This window comes from Anaerobacillus alkalidiazotrophicus, assembly GCF_001866055.1.
In genome coordinates this window covers 1-17,292 of record NZ_MLQS01000031.1, presented here as the reverse complement: position 1 = coordinate 17,292, position 17,292 = coordinate 1, and the positions used below count along the sequence as shown (strand labels likewise).

18 protein-coding genes are annotated in these 17,292 nt (G+C 33.8%); 7 read left to right on the top strand and 11 right to left on the bottom strand.

Translation table 11 applies throughout. From position 1 onward, the window contains the following. Positions 1-115: 115 nt before the first annotated feature. Entirely contained in the window at positions 116-1,444 is a 1,329-nt protein-coding gene (locus BKP45_RS19235; protein WP_071390800.1) for a PhoH family protein, read from the bottom strand. A 397-nt stretch (positions 1,445-1,841) separates the two neighbouring features. Between BKP45_RS19235 and BKP45_RS19230 the strand changes: the two genes are divergently transcribed. Next, positions 1,842-2,489: a YhcN/YlaJ family sporulation lipoprotein gene (locus tag BKP45_RS19230; RefSeq protein WP_071390799.1), complete on the top strand. Its 648-nt coding sequence runs from the start codon at positions 1,842-1,844 to the stop codon at positions 2,487-2,489. A gap of 75 nt (positions 2,490-2,564) precedes the next feature. Here BKP45_RS19230 and BKP45_RS19225 read toward each other — a convergent pair whose 3' ends face one another. Beyond that, positions 2,565-3,020: a pyridoxamine 5'-phosphate oxidase family protein gene (locus BKP45_RS19225; protein ID WP_071309896.1), complete on the bottom strand. Its 456-nt coding sequence runs from the start codon at positions 3,018-3,020 to the stop codon at positions 2,565-2,567. Positions 3,021-3,325: 305 nt separating this feature from the next. Between BKP45_RS19225 and BKP45_RS19220 the strand changes: the two genes are divergently transcribed. Beyond that, positions 3,326-3,526, top strand: coding sequence for a YlaI family protein (locus tag BKP45_RS19220; protein ID WP_071390798.1), 201 nt, complete (start codon positions 3,326-3,328; stop codon positions 3,524-3,526). A gap of 177 nt (positions 3,527-3,703) precedes the next feature. Here the strand turns inward: BKP45_RS19220 and typA are convergent, their stop codons facing one another. After that, positions 3,704-5,548 carry a translational GTPase TypA gene (gene typA, locus BKP45_RS19215; RefSeq protein ID WP_071390797.1) on the bottom strand — a complete coding sequence of 615 codons (1,845 nt, stop codon included), beginning with the start codon at positions 5,546-5,548 and terminating at the stop codon, positions 3,704-3,706. A 347-nt stretch (positions 5,549-5,895) separates the two neighbouring features. Between typA and BKP45_RS19210 the strand changes: the two genes are divergently transcribed. Then, positions 5,896-6,081: a DUF5325 family protein gene (locus BKP45_RS19210; RefSeq protein ID WP_071390796.1), complete on the top strand. Its 186-nt coding sequence runs from the start codon at positions 5,896-5,898 to the stop codon at positions 6,079-6,081. 168 nt (positions 6,082-6,249) lie between these two features. Here the strand turns inward: BKP45_RS19210 and BKP45_RS19205 are convergent, their stop codons facing one another. Together BKP45_RS19205 and BKP45_RS19200 are read right to left on the bottom strand one after the other, a co-directional pair. After that, positions 6,250-7,044 carry an inositol monophosphatase family protein gene (locus BKP45_RS19205; protein WP_071390795.1) on the bottom strand — a complete coding sequence of 265 codons (795 nt, stop codon included), beginning with the start codon at positions 7,042-7,044 and terminating at the stop codon, positions 6,250-6,252. A gap of 232 nt (positions 7,045-7,276) precedes the next feature. Beyond that, positions 7,277-7,465 (bottom strand): hypothetical protein, encoded by a 189-nt coding sequence (locus tag BKP45_RS19200; RefSeq protein ID WP_071390794.1) that lies wholly within the window; start codon positions 7,463-7,465, stop codon positions 7,277-7,279. A 505-nt stretch (positions 7,466-7,970) separates the two neighbouring features. Here BKP45_RS19200 and BKP45_RS19195 point away from each other — a divergent pair. Beyond that, positions 7,971-8,600 (top strand): YktB family protein, encoded by a 630-nt coding sequence (locus tag BKP45_RS19195; RefSeq protein ID WP_071390793.1) that lies wholly within the window; start codon positions 7,971-7,973, stop codon positions 8,598-8,600. Positions 8,601-8,864: 264 nt separating this feature from the next. Here the strand turns inward: BKP45_RS19195 and BKP45_RS19190 are convergent, their stop codons facing one another. Continuing rightward, positions 8,865-9,173, bottom strand: coding sequence for a UPF0223 family protein (locus BKP45_RS19190; protein WP_245747560.1), 309 nt, complete (start codon positions 9,171-9,173; stop codon positions 8,865-8,867). A 245-nt stretch (positions 9,174-9,418) separates the two neighbouring features. Here BKP45_RS19190 and BKP45_RS19185 point away from each other — a divergent pair, with 245 nt between their 5' ends. Then, positions 9,419-10,897, top strand: a complete 1,479-nt coding sequence (locus BKP45_RS19185) for an aminotransferase class I/II-fold pyridoxal phosphate-dependent enzyme (protein WP_071390791.1) — start codon at positions 9,419-9,421, stop codon at positions 10,895-10,897. Positions 10,898-10,983: 86 nt separating this feature from the next. On the opposite strand, the gene BKP45_RS19180 is transcribed toward BKP45_RS19185, so the two are convergent. From BKP45_RS19180 to BKP45_RS19165, 4 genes are all read right to left on the bottom strand, one after another. Further along, entirely contained in the window at positions 10,984-11,280 is a 297-nt protein-coding gene (locus BKP45_RS19180; RefSeq protein WP_071390790.1) for a DUF3055 domain-containing protein, read from the bottom strand. A 199-nt stretch (positions 11,281-11,479) separates the two neighbouring features. After that, complete coding sequence (locus tag BKP45_RS19175; RefSeq protein ID WP_071390789.1) at positions 11,480-11,944, bottom strand: hypothetical protein; 465 nt, start codon at positions 11,942-11,944, stop codon at positions 11,480-11,482. A 302-nt stretch (positions 11,945-12,246) separates the two neighbouring features. Beyond that, positions 12,247-13,323, bottom strand: a complete 1,077-nt coding sequence (locus BKP45_RS19170) for a M23 family metallopeptidase (RefSeq protein WP_071390788.1) — start codon at positions 13,321-13,323, stop codon at positions 12,247-12,249. A gap of 133 nt (positions 13,324-13,456) precedes the next feature. After that, positions 13,457-14,308, bottom strand: coding sequence for a polysaccharide deacetylase family protein (locus BKP45_RS19165; protein ID WP_071390787.1), 852 nt, complete (start codon positions 14,306-14,308; stop codon positions 13,457-13,459). Positions 14,309-14,737: 429 nt separating this feature from the next. Here BKP45_RS19165 and BKP45_RS19160 point away from each other — a divergent pair, with 429 nt between their 5' ends. Continuing rightward, positions 14,738-16,240, top strand: coding sequence for a glycine betaine uptake BCCT transporter (locus BKP45_RS19160; protein ID WP_071390786.1), 1,503 nt, complete (start codon positions 14,738-14,740; stop codon positions 16,238-16,240). A gap of 377 nt (positions 16,241-16,617) precedes the next feature. After that, entirely contained in the window at positions 16,618-17,001 is a 384-nt protein-coding gene (locus BKP45_RS19155) for a hypothetical protein (protein WP_071390785.1), read from the top strand. A gap of 163 nt (positions 17,002-17,164) precedes the next feature. On the opposite strand, the gene BKP45_RS21860 is transcribed toward BKP45_RS19155, so the two are convergent. Beyond that, on the bottom strand, positions 17,165-17,292 hold a 128-nt coding region (locus tag BKP45_RS21860), incomplete at its 5' end, for a transposase (protein WP_139193860.1).

Sequence of the window (17,292 nt, the reverse complement as noted above, 5' to 3'; positions counted from 1 at the left end):
TCCATACTGCCCCTTAATAGTGGAATAAAAAGAGCTAGAAATAAACACCGTCTAGATGTTTACCTCTACCCCTATCATTTTTTAAGTAGTACTACTTTATCTTCACTCTTCTATACTAGAGTAAATCTGCCGCTAGCTGCGCAAGACCCGAACGCTCTCCTTTTTCTAGTTTTACATGTCCACTTATTTTCTGACCCTTAAACTTCTCAACTACATAAGTTAGACCGTTATTAAATTCATCTAGATACGGGTGATCAATTTGTTGAGGATCTCCCATTAAAACAATCTTACTCCCTTCACCTACTCTTGTTATAATTGTTTTAACTTCATGTTTGGTCAAATTTTGCGCTTCATCAATAATGATAAACTGCTCCGGAATACTTCGTCCACGAATATACGTTAACGCTTCGACCTGAATTGACCCCATTCCAGCTAAAATTTGATCTATTTCCCCTGGTTTTTTTGTGTTAAATAAAAACTCTAAATTATCGTAAATTGGTTGCATCCACGGTCTAAGCTTCTCCTCTTTTTCTCCTGGTAAAAATCCAATATCCTTTCCTACTGGCACCACTGGCCGCGCTACTAACAATTTCATATATTTATGAAGATCTTCAGTTTGGAAGAGTCCCGCCGCTAACGAAAGTAACGTTTTTCCAGTTCCAGCTTTTCCTATTAACGTTACTAATTGAACATCATCTCGTAAAAGCAGTTCAAAGGCCATTTTTTGTTGAACATTACGCGGTTTAATCCCCCACACGTGATCAGGTTCTACCTGAAACGGACGAACCATTCGGCAATCTTTATCTATTTTTCCTATAGCTGAACTCGAACTCCCTAACTCATCCTTTAGTATAACAAACTGATTTGGATAAACAGTTTGATAATTTAGTTCATCGACATTGATTTTTTGTGAAGAATAGAATTTATTTAATACATCTAAACTAACGTAGGCTTCAATGTAACCTGAGTAAATATGATCGGAAGTTATCACTCTATCACTCAGGAAGTCTTCCGCTTGAATACCAATTGCATCTGCTTTCACTCGCATCAGTGTATCCTTAGATACTAAAATAACAGGCTTAGATATTGGCTTTTGTTTTTCTTCTATTGACAAATTTAAAGCCACTGCCAAAATTCGATTATCATTAGTTTTTTCATCAAAAGTTCCTTTCAGTTTTTCAAAAGAACGATGATTAAGTTCAACTCTTAACTCTCCACCGTTTTCCAACTTCACTTTTTCATGAAGTTTTCCTTTATCCCGAAATTGGTCCATGATTTTTGCTACTTGCCTAGCATTCCTCCCAATTTCATCCATATAACGTTTTTTTGAGTCAACCTCTTCCAATACAATTGCTGGAATTACAACTTCATTATCCTCAAATGCAAATATTGCGAAAGGATCTTGTAGTAATACGTTCGTATCTAAGACGTAGATTTTATTCAACGTCACGCCTCCTTGACTAAAGTAATGGGATAGGTATCTTATTATTAAGGTATGCATTGAAATTATTTTTGAGATAACAAAATGGAATTTGAATAAATTTAATAAATTTCTTAATACAATATTCCACGACCAAGTTACTACATCTTGTTGAATTAGCGAGTTTTCAACCAGACATATTTTGACAATGTTCGATTAAAGAAATTGCGAAATTCATTCAAAATAGCAAAAGAAAACTTTTATTTCAGAAAAGAAAGTTTTAAAAAATGAATAGGTACTATTCACAATCAATTTTAAGGTGAGAAAAGGATTTATTATAAATGTATGTACATCAGAATAAAGTTAGACGAAGAAACGAACAATAATTATAAATATTTACAAGGAAAGGGATGAATGAAAAATGAAACTATTTCACTTTTGTATATATGCCTTACTGGCTTTCTCACTGATAGCTTGTCAAACAAATACGACAAGAGAAAACGAAGGTAAACAAAAACCCTTTGAAGTAGCAGAGCAAGCAACAGACCCAAGGGAAAATCAAATCGAAAATGGGGGAGAAGTAGCTGAACATTTAGTACATCTCGCACAAAGAGTACCAGATGTAAATAATGCAACTGCCTTAATTTTAGGAGATTTAGCTGTGGTTGGGATTGATGTAAATGCTGAACTAGATCGTTCTGATGTAGGAGTCGTTAAATATGAAGTAGCTGAAGCGCTAAAGGATGATCCACACGGTGCCTACGCCTTTATCAGTGCTGATCCAGATATTAACGAACGATTACATCAAATGAGACGGGAAATTGAAGCTGGTCATCCAATCGCTGGTGTAATGAATGAATTAGCGGCAATTGTAGGTCGACTTATACCAGTTGTCCCAGGTCCAGAACATCGTAAAGCAGAACCAGAACCAACCGATGCAAATGAAGAACGGTTAGATGAAGGTCAAGACGAAGACCTTGAAAACATTCAAGAAGAATATGGTAAACGAAATATGGATGATGAACAAACAAAGCAACGACCAGAACATCCGAATGGACAAAGAGAATAGAAGGATATGAAAAAAGGAAAATAACCAGAAGAATTGGCTAATCTATAATGAATATGCGTAAAGCCTAGTCATCGACTAGGCTTTTTTCATTGCAGTCATTACTTGTAAGTCAAGTCTATCTGCAGCATCTTTATCATACGTTTTTTCATAAGCTGGTTCTACAGAAATTCTTGATCCATAAAACATTACATCCCGCACTTCTTTAATATGAATTTCTACAAGAGCTAACTTTAATGGTACTTCATCCATTTTCTCTACCTTTAATACGGCTGAGCCACTAATTGAATAAGTAGATTCATTTGCAATTACGTTAAGGACTACTTGTGAATTCGCTTTAATATTTTCAATAATACGTGAACGATTATCGACTGCAAAACGAACTGTTTCTTTCTTTGGAGCATAAACCCACGATATAGCACTTACATTTGGTCCAGTCGTCTCATGATCAACTGTTGCAATTGTGACAAAACGTTCTTTTTGTAAAAATTGAAATAATTCTTCTGTTAAAATTGGTTCTACTTGATTTGCCAAAGCGGAAACCTCCTTTAGGAAATTAAAGAAAAGAAATAATAATATTGTTTTCTGTCGTTATCTTTTCCAATTACATCGTTATCAACGCAAAAACAAAGAAAAAAATAACTGCTACTAATATACTATACCTTTTTTTACCTAATATTAAAACAGATATGCTTAACGAATGAAATAATTGTAAATAAGTAGATGTTGTCATTTTGCCAAACAGTACAACCTTCACATTAATAATAATTTCATCTATAATGCTTGTATAAACCAAATTAGAAAGTTAGCTAATAGGGTAATGTAGAGAGGTGAAAAAAGTGAGAGTTAAATGTGTAATTTGCGACCAAATCGAAACGATAGACAATGATTCTTTTGTTGCTAAGCGCTTAAGAAATAGACCAATACATACATATACTTGTAAAAACTGTTATGACCGTATCACTGAACGTACAAAAGTACGTTTAGCTACAGGAAAATTTAGAATAAACAAGCCTGTACTGAATGAAGATGACTGGTAGGAATTAAGATTAAGATTATTCACTAAATGAATTTCAACAATTTATTTTTCCGTCAGCAACACAAGCTAAAACTAGTTGTTAATGCACTAGCGTAGCGTAAAATCTGTATTAAAAGATTCATTAACCTATATAAAAAACTGACTGAGATTTTCTCAGTCAGTTTTTTTGTCGTTTAAATTATACTTTTGCCGCTAATTTCTTTTTCTTCTCAATACGTTCACGTTCATTCTTATCCAACACTTTCTTTCTTAAACGAATTGAAGTAGGGGTAATTTCACACAATTCATCATCATTTAGATACTCTAAAGATTCTTCTAGTGTCATAATTTTCGGTTTTTTCATAGTAACAGTTTGATCTTTATTTGCTGAACGCATATTTGTCATTTGTTTCACTTTTGTAAGATTAACTGTGATATCGTTTTCTCTTGTATATTCTCCAACAATCATACCTTCGTATACTTCAGTTCCTGGATCAACAAAGATTATTCCTCGATCTTCAACTTGCATAATTCCATACTGGCTTGCTTTTCCATTTTCCATCGAAACAAGTACTCCTTGACGTCTACCACCAACTCTGCCTTCTAGCATTGGCTGATAACTATCAAAAGTATGGTTGATAATTCCGTAACCTCTTGTTTGAGTCATAAACTCTGTTGAATAACCAATTAATCCACGAGCTGGAACAAGGAATTCTAGTCGTACTTGTCCGGTTCCGTTGTTAACCATATTTAACATTTCACCTTTACGTTCCCCAACAGATTCCATAATTGTACCCGTATATTCTTCTGGAACATCAATTATTACACGTTCTACTGGTTCAGAACGTACACCATCAATTTCCTTTACGATTACTTCTGGTTTAGAAACCTGTAACTCATAACCTTCTCTTCTCATATTTTCTATTAAAATTGATAAGTGAAGCTCTCCACGACCAGAAACGATCCACGCTTCAGGAGAATCTGTATTATCAACTCGTAAGCTAACGTCTGTTTCAAGTTGCGCTTTAAGTCGTTCTTCAATTTTTCTACTTGTTACGAATTTTCCTTCACGGCCTGCAAAAGGACTATTATTTACAGAGAATGTCATTTGTAGAGTAGGCTCATCAATACGCAAAATTGGTAGTGGTTCTTGCTGATCTACTGGACATACCGTTTCTCCAACATTAATCTCTTCCATACCAGAAACAGCGATGATGTCTCCAGAAATTGCTTCTTCTATTTCAACACGCTTTAAACCTAAGAAACCAAATAGCTTCGTTACGCGAAATTGCTTAACTGAACCATCAAGCTTCATCAATGCAACTGGTTGACCTACTTTAATGCTCCCACGAAAAACTCGCCCAACTCCAACGCGACCTAAGTAATCATTATAGTCTAACATTGTTACTTGAAATTGAAGGCCTTCTTCACTATTATCAATCGGCGCTGGGATATGCTCAATAATTGCGTCGAACAGATCATCCATATTTTCGTTTTGTTTTTGTGGATCAGCATCAGTACTCGCAGTTCCGTTAATAGCCGAAGCGTAAATTACTGGAAATTCTAATTGGTCCTCGTCAGCACCTAAATCGATTAATAAATCGACAACTTCATCAACAACTTCAAGTGGTCTAGCTGCAGGCTTATCAATTTTGTTTACTACAACAATTGGTGTAAGTTTTTGCTCAAGAGCTTTTTTTAATACAAAACGAGTTTGTGGCATACAGCCTTCGTATGAATCAACAACTAGTAAAACACCATCAACCATTTTCATAATACGCTCAACTTCTCCTCCGAAGTCAGCGTGGCCAGGTGTATCTAAAATATTAATTCTTTTCTCACCATATTGAATGGCTGTGTTTTTGGCTAAAATTGTTATTCCTCTTTCTTTTTCAAGTGCATTTGAATCCATGGCTCTTTCTTCTACTTGTTCATTTGATCGAAACGTACCAGACTGGTGTAACAGCTGATCAACTAATGTCGTCTTCCCATGGTCTACGTGAGCGATAATTGCTATATTACGAATATCCATTCGATGTTTCATCTATAGAGTCTCTCCTTAAATTTAGTAAATAATTTTCTGTTTGGTATATAACTGCTCCATTATAGCACAATTTTATTAAAGTAATACTATTTTTAATTTTCAATTGCAAAAACAACCGTTTTATTTACCTTCTAGTTATTTGAATTTCATTGAGTGAGGTTGTCCTTTTTTCCAAATTAATTTTTTTTAACTCCCCGATCTTTACGGACAGTTAATCCCCAACTCACTTTTTCCATTTTCTTAAATTTAAAAGTGGATTCTTACTGTTTCTTAAGATCGGGATAAAGTTAGATTAGTTTTCATTTTCACACAAAAAATGTACACTTGTTAATTAAGGGGGAATTAAAATGAAAAAGGAACAGTTAATCTTTTTACTTTGTGCTATATTCACAACTATTGCAATTGTCGGGATCGGTATTTCAATTTCATTAGGAAGTACTCTTGTCTTTAGTTTATCCATCTTTATTGCAACCATTTGTTGCGGAGTTGGTTTTTCATTAAGAAAAAAGTTGACTCAAGAATCATCGAATTAAACAAGATCAAGCGTCCCTCACATTTCGATACACTTTAAGCTCACCATTGAGAAATTATTTCTCTCTTTGGTGAGCTTAAGAGCCGAGCCTTATTTTCACATAAACTTCGTACTTGAATTTTCAGACATTAAAAATCCTTCACTTTGAAATTTCCTAGCGTGTAAAAATTTATTTTTTCTTTGATTTACTTAAATATTCCTCTTGAATTTCTTCAAACAATCTATTTTTTGCAACAAAAATAGAACTTCCTTCTAATAAATTCAACTTTTTCCCTTCAAGGGTAGTTACTTTCGCACCCACTTCTTCAAGTATAATCAAACCACCAGCAAAATCCCACGGAGAAAGTCTAAGACTAATATATCCGTCCATCCGATTAGCAGCAACGGCGGCTAGCTCAATTGCAGCCGCCCCAATACTACGGGCTCCACGGCAATCCTTCACTAACTTCATTAAGGCCTCTTCCTTTAATAGCCAACCTGGATTAACAGCTATTAAAGCTTCTTGCACACTTGCTTCTTTTAATTCAGGTAACTTAACACCATTTAAATACGCACCTTGTCCTTGTTTGGCATAAAAAAATTCATTCGCCATAACATCGTAAATAATTCCAACCTTCCCAGTGCCATTCTCATAAATTCCAACTGATATAGCAAAGTGACGTTGTTGGTGTACGAAATTTGTTGTCCCATCGATTGGGTCAATAATCCAGACAATTCCATCAAGAGTTTTAATTTCTTTACCTGTACCTTCTTCACCTAAAACTAAGTGATCCGGAAAAGCTTTTTTTATTTCTTCTTTAAAAAATTTTTCGATATTCCTATCCATTTCTGTCACTAAATCATTAGGATTCGATTTAAATTCCACAATGAGCTCTTTTTCAAAAGAATTTTTAATTATTTTAGCAGCTTCTCTAACTAGATCATTCGCGATAATTGAAACCCTATCCCAATATGTATCAGACATAATTAAAACCCACTCTCTTTCATTACTATTATTCTATATTATGACATATTGTAAATCGTTTTATAAAGCTTAACTTCATTCATAGTTGGGTTTTTAAAACCTTTGACAAAGTCCCAAAGTCGTTTTCCGATATAGAGTAAGGTATAGTAGGATAATTTTCATAAAACAACAAAAGGATGATACCTTTGGATTAAAACCCTATTGTATCATCCTTAATATAATACTTTCCTCGTTAAACTTCTAAGCGCACAAGCTCTTGGCGAAATTTCTCAAGATTTTTTTTACAATTATTCATCTTATTAATATCTTTTGCAATCATTGCTTCGTGTAGAGTCGCCAACTCATAATCGATTTCCAACCTTAGAACAGCAATTCGTTTTTCACCATCATTTCTCTTAAATGTTTGAATAACTTGTTCCATGGTAACCTACACTCCTTTTTATTTAGTCTTTTCAGTTTACATAGTACTATTGAAAAACAACAATGAAGGAGAATTAATTGACGGAATCTTCTGATTTTAAATTGTTTATTATAACATATGTTTGTGTCCATTAGATGTTTCTAAGAATATGTTTAATAATCTGAAAACTTTTCTGAATGAATTTTCTATGGGGCCTTTTTCTCTTTTTAAAATACTATTTAAATATAACTAAACTCGACACAAACCACGATAGCTAATTATAACGTTACGTTTTCAACTCGATATATCATTATGTCACTTAAAAATGGAAATATGAAATCATTAAACATTAAAGATATTAAAAATACTTTTACTGGGATTATCTTCATTTTAACATCTTTGATTATTAGTTTATCTAGGTATACACCCCTTTTTTTACTAGTACAAGCTATTTTTTATTACTTCACTTTAACTTATGATAAACTAGTCCTAAAATGGGTATAGAAACAGAAAGGAATTGATTTATATGTTTTCAGGCTTTACAAATAATGACTTTGACACGTTTCACATTGAAGGATTAGAAGAACGTATGGAAGCTATTAAAACTAGAATACAACCAAAATTTAAAGAAATCGGAGAGACACTATGTGGAGATCTTGCGGCAGTCAGTGGGAATGAAATGTTTCTACACATTGCAAAGCATGCTCGGAGAACCGTTAACCCTCCTAAAGATACGTGGCTTGCGATATGTCATGATAAACGTGGATATAAAAAACATCCTCACTTTCAAGTTGGGCTATTTGATGATCATGTATTTATTTGGTACGCACTTATATATGAAGTTCCTAATAAACAACAAATTGCATCGAACTTATTAAATGAACTTGATACTATTTCTCAAATAATCCCGAACGATTACGTGATTTCCTTAGACCATATGAAAAAGCAAGCGACAAATGTCTCTGATATAGATTCGAGTGAATTAGAGAGTATGCTTGTTCGTTTTAGAGATGTTAAAAAAGCTGAGTTTCTCGTTGGCCGTCACCTTGATAAAAATGATCCTACTTTAAATAACGGGGAAGCATTTCTTCAAACAGCAAAGAACACGATGGAAACACTTATGCCACTTTACAAATTAGCTTTTAGAAATGTGTAATAATCCCCAACTGCGATCTAATAAAGCTGAACTTCAATCAGTGGGGGTTTTCCTTCATCCCCCACTGATTGTTAGTTCAACTTATACCACGGGCATAAGAATAACTAATCATCAGCTTCACTGATGAAAGTTATTCTATATCGGACCTTTAGGGGCAGTTTATCCCCCACCTAATCTTCTCGATTTCCTTAAGTTTTGAGGTGGGGGTCTTACTTGCCCCTTAAGAGTGGGATAAACTTAAAATCAACAATAAAGCTTGGTACATTACTTAGTACCAAGCTTTATTGTTTGTTTTCCATTTACATCTTTGCTTGTTACTTCTTTGACTACTTGATAACAAGAATAATTAGATTCTTGGTCAAATTGTCTAAAAAGCTGTTTCTCTTCACTTTTACTCGGAACAATTTCTTTAAAGCGTCTGTACGATTGTAGAACTTCTTGCCTATCAACCCCAGTTTCATAAGCCTTTTCAATACAATAAAAAAATTGAACAACATCAATTACTTCATCTTTTGTCCAATCTAGAGAAATTGGAATATTTATATTCATCATTAAGCCCCCTTGTAGTTTCATAATTAGCTTCACCAACATAATTAATTGGTATCGAAGCAATTATATAATACATTCTAAACAATTATTCATATTTTCATGATAAATGTAGAAAACTCCTTTTAAAGGTTTTAAATATTTTACTTTGATTTTATTACCTTATTTGATATACTCAATTTTGTTTTATATTTCTAATTAATTTGTCGAAAGCTGCAACCTATTCAAATAGGTTATTTGGTATATCTATTATTTCGAGGTGAATTTCTATTATGTCCCAACAACAAACCCCGCTATTTAGCGGACTACTTGAACATGTAAAAAAAAATCCAGTACAATTTCACATTCCTGGCCACAAAAAAGGTACAGGTATGGATCCTGAATTTAGAAACTTTATAGGGGATAACGCCTTATCAATTGATTTAATTAATATCGGACCCTTAGATGATTTACATCATCCACACGGGATGATAAAGGAAGCGCAACAGTTAGCTGCTGAGGCTTTTGGAGCTGACCAAACATTTTTCTCAGTACAAGGGACAAGCGGTGCAATTATGACAATGATAATGAGCGTATGTAGTCCTGGTGACAAGATTATTGTTCCAAGAAATGTACATAAATCAATCATGTCAGCAATTATTTTCTCAGGGGCAACCCCTATTTTTATTCATCCGATTATCGATCCTAACCTAGGTATTTCTCACGGAATTACTATAGATGCCGTTGAAAAAGCTTTGAAAGCACACCCTGATGCAAAAGGGGTTTTAGTGATTAACCCTACTTATTTTGGAATTTCTGCAAACTTAGAAAAAATAGTTGAAATTGCACATAGCTACAACGTACCGGTATTAGTTGACGAAGCTCACGGTGTGCATATACACTTCCATGATGACCTACCCCTATCAGCAATGCAAGCAGGTGCTGATATGGCTGCAACAAGTGTGCATAAACTAGGTGGTTCATTGACGCAAAGCTCAGTTTTAAATATTAGAGGAAATTTTGTATCACCTAAAAGGGTTAAATCCATTATTAGCATGTTAACAACAACGTCCACATCTTATTTACTTTTAGCATCTCTTGATGTAGCTAGAAAACAGTTAGCCACAAAAGGGCGCGAACTAATTGATAAAACAATAGGTTTAGCTAATTCAACAAGAAGTGAAATCAACACTATACCTGGTCTCTACTGTGTAGGTCCTGAAATTCTTGGAACGAAAGCAACATATGATTTCGATCCAACAAAAATGATAATCTCTGTAAGAAACTTAGGTATTACTGGATATGAAGTTGAAGTTTGGTTACGAAAAAATTATAATATCGAAGTTGAACTTTCTGACCTTTATAATATCCTATGTATCATATCCATTGGTGACACAAAAGAAACGACAGGAATACTAGTTAATGCCTTAAGAGAATTAGCTGAAAAATTTCTGGATACATCTCATATCGTTGAAAAAAAGGTTATTTCCGTACATGTACCTGACATTCCAACCTTAGCACTTTCTCCAAGAGATGCCTTTTACTCAGAAACTGAAGTAATTCCTTTTAAAAAATCGGCTGGACGCGTGATCGCAGAATTCGTCATGGTATACCCACCAGGAATACCAATTTTTATTCCTGGTGAAATTATAACCCAAGAAAATATCGATTATATCCAAGAGAATATTGATGTTGGATTACCAGTACAAGGACCAGAGGATGCAACTTTTAAAACAATACGTGTAATCAAAGAGCACAAGCCTTTCATTTAATAAGAAAAGGTAGACAAAATTCATTGTCTACCTTTTCTATAAGATAAATAGTTGTAATTTTAGTACGAACATTTTAAGTTTATGTGTTAATATTGAGCTTCAAAGCTCATTGTCGGCAATTTTTTCGAGAAAAACAATGAGAGATCTTTTGCTTCATCTTCACAATGAATTTGGAAAACCTTCATGATATCCTCTACATTTTCTGCCTCTTCAGCACACATCAACGTCGAGCGTCCCGTCTGCATGCATACTACTAGAGGCTTTCCAAAGAACATATTTGTGTAAACAATCCCAAAATCATATCGAGCTTTTTCAGTCGTAAATCCGATAAACTGCACTTTAACATCTTCCTGCTCATCATAGAGTCTTTCAAATAAGTTCACCCGAAACGCCTCCTTTTATAGTATTCTGAATTTTATTATATCTAAACTAATTCTAATCGTCAAATGAACAAAGTATGACCCTCACCTAAACTAAACGATAAAATTGACAAAGTTATGAATAGACAAACCCTAGTTTTTCCTACAACTAGCAAAATTCATTTGAACAGGGACTGCTTCTAAACCTAACAATCATTATCAATTAGACGTCATTATTATCAACTACAGAATTCTCATATTGTCTTCCCCTCACTTCTATATACCTAGTAACTTCTTGAAGAAAAATTCGATCTTCATCTGTCACTTCATATTTAACATTATGAACTTCAACATACAACACACCAATTACGTGCTGCCCATTATAAAAAGGAGCATACGCTCTTGTTGCACAAAGTTCATTATGTATAGTAACTTTACCCCGAATACTACAAATACTAAACATTCCATCTCCAAATTTCACGTTTAAATTCTCCGAAATATTCCCATAGCTCGCAAAAATCGAATAATAATTATCTATACATTGGTATATCGCAACCCCAAAATACTCCGGTATGTGCCTAGCAATGGTTGTAATTATACCTAAATAAAATTCATGACGTGAATTGACTTGATCAGCAATCATGCCGATTTCAAGTCTTAGTTCATCTAATTTATCTGACTTATTCACCAAACCCCTCCTTCAAAAACAGACCCAGTACAACTAATGATTTTACTTTTTAATAATTTTAGATATGGCTATCAGCTCATTATCTAATTAGTTATAAATGTACCTATTAGTATAACACTAGGGAATCGCAAATTCTGTCAACTTCTGTCCTTCATTAACGAATTTTTAATGTATCATAAGTAAATTATATATTCTCACTAATGAGCGACAGCAAACTCAATCTAATTGAAAACTCATCATTCAACTAGTTTAGTTTGCTGCCGCGTAATATCTATATTATGAAATTCGGTAAACTATATTCATTAATCATTAAACACTCGTATTAAAATTTCCTTTACTTCATCAAGGGTGAACGGTTTCCAAAACAATTCACCATAAATTAAAAGATCTTGGTGCAAATGAAGTTCAGATCCATCACCATTCACAGCTCCACTTGTACCAGAATTACCTACATATCCAATAATAGTTTCACTATTAACTACATCTCCAACATGTAAAGTCTCGGGAATGGCATCGAGATGCGCAAAACGATTCATAACCCCTTTTTCATATTGAATCCATACCTGTCTCCCACGTAATCGATCAAAAATATATTGAGGAGTTTCACCTAGTTCTGCCGTAAGTGATAAATCTTTATTTCTTACTTGTGCTGTTGTATATTCTTCATAGTCATGGTCGACTCGTACAACAACTCCTTCAGCCATAGCCAACACCGCTGTATCAAAAGAAATATGCTGCCCTGTAGCATAACCATACCAATCTATACCTTCATGATGGCCGTTGCGATAAGCTCTTTTTGCACCAGGTAGATGATTAGGAATCGTACTCACTTCGGCTTTTTGTATCGGTTTTTTTAGGAATGATAAATAATCAACCATTTTATCAACGTCCCACTCTTCATCGACCAAGCTAGTTGTTTGAATAGAGCTAGTAGGTAGTGTCTCACCAGTCCATTGAAAAACAACCTTGTTATCATTAACATCAACCTCTAAACCTAACACAATATCCAAGAATGCTTTCGGTAAATAAACTTTTTCATTATCCATAACAATAAAGATTTCATCAGTAGGTAAATAAATTCCATTTTGTTCAACAACCGGGATCCCATCTACAAGTTTATATGTTTGATCGTTAAGTTTCATTGTTAATGATCGATGCAGCTCATCGAAGTTAAATTCTCCTTCAACCACTTCGAATAAATCATAAACATGAAATACGGTGTTTTCACCTATTCTCTTGAGCTGGAGTTCTTTTAAAGTTTCATTTGTTATCTGATCTAAACTTCCTTCATGAGAACCAGGTTCTTCTTCCTTATTTGTATTACAAGAGATTATTAATAAAAGCATAAAAATGCCAAATAATATAAACGAACGTTTCATGAGATCACCTGCAACTTCTAGTTAATATAAAATTTCTCGATTAACTTTCAGTTTGACCAGGAATAACCTTTATTAAACTAATTCAAGGTAATATATATATTCATTTCTTACGTTCATTTATTATTGGACAACATTAACGCTTACTTATTGTGTGAGGATTAACAAACCCATAACCCCTTTCCTCTAATCCCTCGATAATTCCAGGTAAAGCTTCTAAAGTCCATTTACGGTCATGCATGAGTAAATTGGCACCGGGTCTAAGTAGTTCAGTATTAATCATTATGTCTACTAACGGTTCCTTTTCCATGTACTCACTAAAATAATCGTAACCATAGGTCCAGTTCATCCATTGCATATTCTCTTTTTCTACTACTTTACGGGAGATTTCTGTATTAACACCAAAAGGAGCTCGAAAAAATCGTGGTCTTTCTCCAATTATTTCTTCGATCATATCATTCAACTGAACAATCTGTTCCCTTTGCTTTTCTTCTGGTAAATCTTTTAAATTCGGGTGAGTCATCGTATGATTTCCAATAGCAAAACCAAGTTCATAAATTTCTAATAGTTTTTCCCTACCTTTTTCATTATTAATAAAATGACCATTCACAAAAAAGATAGCATTTATTTCTTTCTCCTTTAAAAAACGAGCCATTTCCAAGGAGTAGTGGTCGGGTGCATCATCAATGGTTAATAGAACTACGCGTTCATCAACATTTTCGGTCATAGGGGAAACCGTATGATCATCATTCAAAATATAAAGTGGCTCATCTTTTTTCTCACTATGTTCTTCAATTTCATTAACCTCAGTACCTATTTCCTCTTCAATTAGGTTTTCATCAGCTTCTACGATCTCACCTCCATTATATTCCTTAATTTCCATTTCTCTATCATAATTAATTTTTTGGTTCTCTTGAACTTCAGTTGTGCAACCAGTAAACACCAAAAGAAGGATCGAAATAACTATCATCATTGGATATTTTTTCATACTTTTACCACCTTTTAATCTTTATTTGGCTAAAGCAATTGTAAAACAACTCTAGTTATTGCGGATAATTACTATACTATATCCCTCAACCTTATATTTATGAACCAAAAGTTTATGCATATTCTTTCCAATACGTTCAAATACTACCCTTATGTTTTTAAAGGGTGAAATCAAATGAAAGCTTTTAAATTAGTAGGACAACTTAGTCAACACCAGATGGCCGAATGGAGTTATCGTAGAAAAAATGAATATGAAGAAAGATCTTTTTCTTTTCTCCTAAAAATTTTACAAAAACTGATTTCTCATATTAGGAATATAAATTACATCAACTAAAATCAAACGAACTTACAAAAAAAGAAACGAAAATAAATAATAATGACTATTACAAAAAAGTAAAAGTTTAAATATATTTTGAAAGTAGGTACAAAATTGAAAAAATTAACTACAGTTTTTATCATATCAGTCACTATCGCATTTGCATTTATTTTGTGGGGTGTTATTAGCCCGAAAAATTTAGCTGAAAACACATCCGAAATACAGACTTTTATTACCGAACAATTTGGGTGGTTTTACTTATTAGCAGCCTCTGGTTTTTTGTTGTTTTGCATTTATTTAATTTTCAGCCGTTATGGCAAAATAAAGTTAGGAAAAGACGAAGATGAACCAGAATATAACTATTTAACTTGGTTTGCCTTTTTATTCACTGCTGGCATGGGAATCGGTCTCGTTTTTTGGGGTGTTGCAGAGCCTATGTACCATTTTTACACACCGCCAACTGGTGATCCACAAACCCCTTCAGCTGCCGGTGTAGCACTTCGTTATTCTTTTTTTCATTGGGGCTTCCACCCATGGGCTATATATACAATTGTTGGTTTGACATTAGCTTATTTCAAATTTCGCATTGGGGCTCCTGGTGTTATTAGCGCAACACTCGAGCCGTTGTTCGGCGAGAAAGTACATGGAGCACTAGGCAAAACCACTGATGTAATTGCAGTTTTTGCCACAATTTTCGGTGTAGCCACTTCATTAGGATTCGGTACTGCACAAATTGCAGGTGGGATTTCTCATTTAACGACAATCGAAAATACATTTGGGACCCAAATAATTATCATTATCGTGATAACATTTTTATATATGCTATCGTCGCAAACCGGATTAGATCGCGGAATAAAAATTTTAAGTAAAACAAATGTCTATTTAGCTATTGGCTTAATGCTATTTATGCTTTTTTCGGGACCAACTAATTTCATTATGGATGCTTTCACCCAGACCGTCGGTACATATATTCAAAACTTAGTAGGAATGAGCTTTCGCCTTGACCCATTTAATACAGAAACAAATTGGGTCCAATCTTGGACAGTTTTCTATTGGGCTTGGTGGATTGCTTGGGCCCCTTTTGTGGGATCTTTTATTGCTCGCGTATCAAAAGGACGTACGATTAGAGAGTTTGTCATCGGTGTACTAGCTGTACCGACTTTATTCGGAGCTCTTTGGTTTACCATTTTTGGTGGAACAGCTATCTCCCTAGATTTATTTCACAACATGGGAATTATGGATATAATCAATGAACAAGGAATGGAAATAGCACTTTTTGCAGTCTTACAAACCTTTAATTTCGGTAAGACTATGTCTTTGATTGCAATTCTCTTAATTGGATCTTTTTTCATCACGTCTGCAGACTCTGCAACTTATGTACTTGCAATGCAAACAACAAACGGGAGTCTAAATCCACCAAATTCTGTTAAATTTGTTTGGGGGATTATTCAATCAGCTGCCGCGGCCGTATTACTATGGTCTGGGGGGTTAGCCGCTTTACAGACAGCCTCAATTATCGCAGCATTCCCGTTTGCAATAATTATGATTGTGATGATTTTTTCATTAGTTAAAGCGTTAAATAAAGAAAAGAAAGTAAAAAGAGTGAAAGTTTCTTAAAAGTAAATGGTAAAATTATGAAAGGTTATGAATGAAATAAATGATCATTTAAAAGCGGTTCGTGTGACGAGTAATCGCAGGAACAAAACTGCATGAAACTAATAGACGAAGGACCTCAAGCAAAGAGTAGGATAAATTTTATAACGTGTTAGAAAACGTAAAGATACCTTTAACTTTACGTTTTTTCATTTATAGCTTTAATCATCTTAAGTTTAAAAGACAAATTCAAACTATTTATTATTTTGACTATGTGACTTTAGATGCAGCTTTATATCATTTATGTAACAGTTTTATTACGAATGATAAATCATAGCTTATACATGGTAAAATTATTTTAGTTACATACGAAACATAAAAAGGAAGTGAATGCTATCGTTATGAAAAAAAGGTTAACTATATCTTTCATACCTATCTTCCTACTATTATTAACTAACTGTTCTACTAACAAAGAAGTCTCCATTAACTATCCATTTTTGCAAAAAAAAGATGAAAATATAACAATACTTTTTTCAGATGAACTTTTTATCAATGAAGAAGGAAAATATTATGATGCTCTATTAGACATTAAGAGACGTTATCCTGATAAATTACGATCTTTAAATATTATCGATTCTTCTGATAGAGTTTTAGTTACACATTACGAAATAACTGAATTTCCAACCTTAATAATCTTACATAACGATGATATTAAAATTCGAGTTGCGGGCGCTTTAAAAAAACATGAAATATTACAAACGCTCGAACAAGAGTTATTAAATTAAAAAAACAAGAGGTTACCGTAAATAAAATGGTACCTCTTGTTTTTTGGTTCTACGTCAAATGTTGGGGTAGATAGATCTTAGGCTACCGCGCTACGCTTGGTGGCCTTATCATTTTTCGAGGGAATTCCCTCGAAAAATGATAAGGGTTTTATACTAAAGCCTACTATCCGACATGAGACCCTATTCTTTTATACTGATGTGACAATAATATTTTCGCTCGGAACCGATCAAAATTTCTAAAGCCAAAAGCATTTCTTTTTAAGACTTTTGTAGAATTATTTATCCCTTCCC

Coding starts and splice junctions, on each gene's coding strand:
- BKP45_RS19210 (WP_071390796.1), top strand. CDS start 5,896: ATGAAAAAGGAACAGTTAATCTTTTTACTTTGTGCTATATTCACAACT.
- BKP45_RS19185 (WP_071390791.1), top strand. CDS start 9,419: ATGTCCCAACAACAAACCCCGCTATTTAGCGGACTACTTGAACATGTA.
- BKP45_RS19195 (WP_071390793.1), top strand. CDS start 7,971: ATGTTTTCAGGCTTTACAAATAATGACTTTGACACGTTTCACATTGAA.
- BKP45_RS19205 (WP_071390795.1), bottom strand. CDS start 7,044: ATGTCTGATACATATTGGGATAGGGTTTCAATTATCGCGAATGATCTA.
- typA (WP_071390797.1), bottom strand. CDS start 5,548: ATGAAACATCGAATGGATATTCGTAATATAGCAATTATCGCTCACGTA.
- BKP45_RS19155 (WP_071390785.1), top strand. CDS start 16,618: ATGAAAAAAAGGTTAACTATATCTTTCATACCTATCTTCCTACTATTA.
- BKP45_RS19230 (WP_071390799.1), top strand. CDS start 1,842: ATGAAACTATTTCACTTTTGTATATATGCCTTACTGGCTTTCTCACTG.
- BKP45_RS19165 (WP_071390787.1), bottom strand. CDS start 14,308: ATGAAAAAATATCCAATGATGATAGTTATTTCGATCCTTCTTTTGGTG.
- BKP45_RS19200 (WP_071390794.1), bottom strand. CDS start 7,465: ATGGAACAAGTTATTCAAACATTTAAGAGAAATGATGGTGAAAAACGA.
- BKP45_RS19190 (WP_245747560.1), bottom strand. CDS start 9,173: ATGAAACTACAAGGGGGCTTAATGATGAATATAAATATTCCAATTTCT.
- BKP45_RS19170 (WP_071390788.1), bottom strand. CDS start 13,323: ATGAAACGTTCGTTTATATTATTTGGCATTTTTATGCTTTTATTAATA.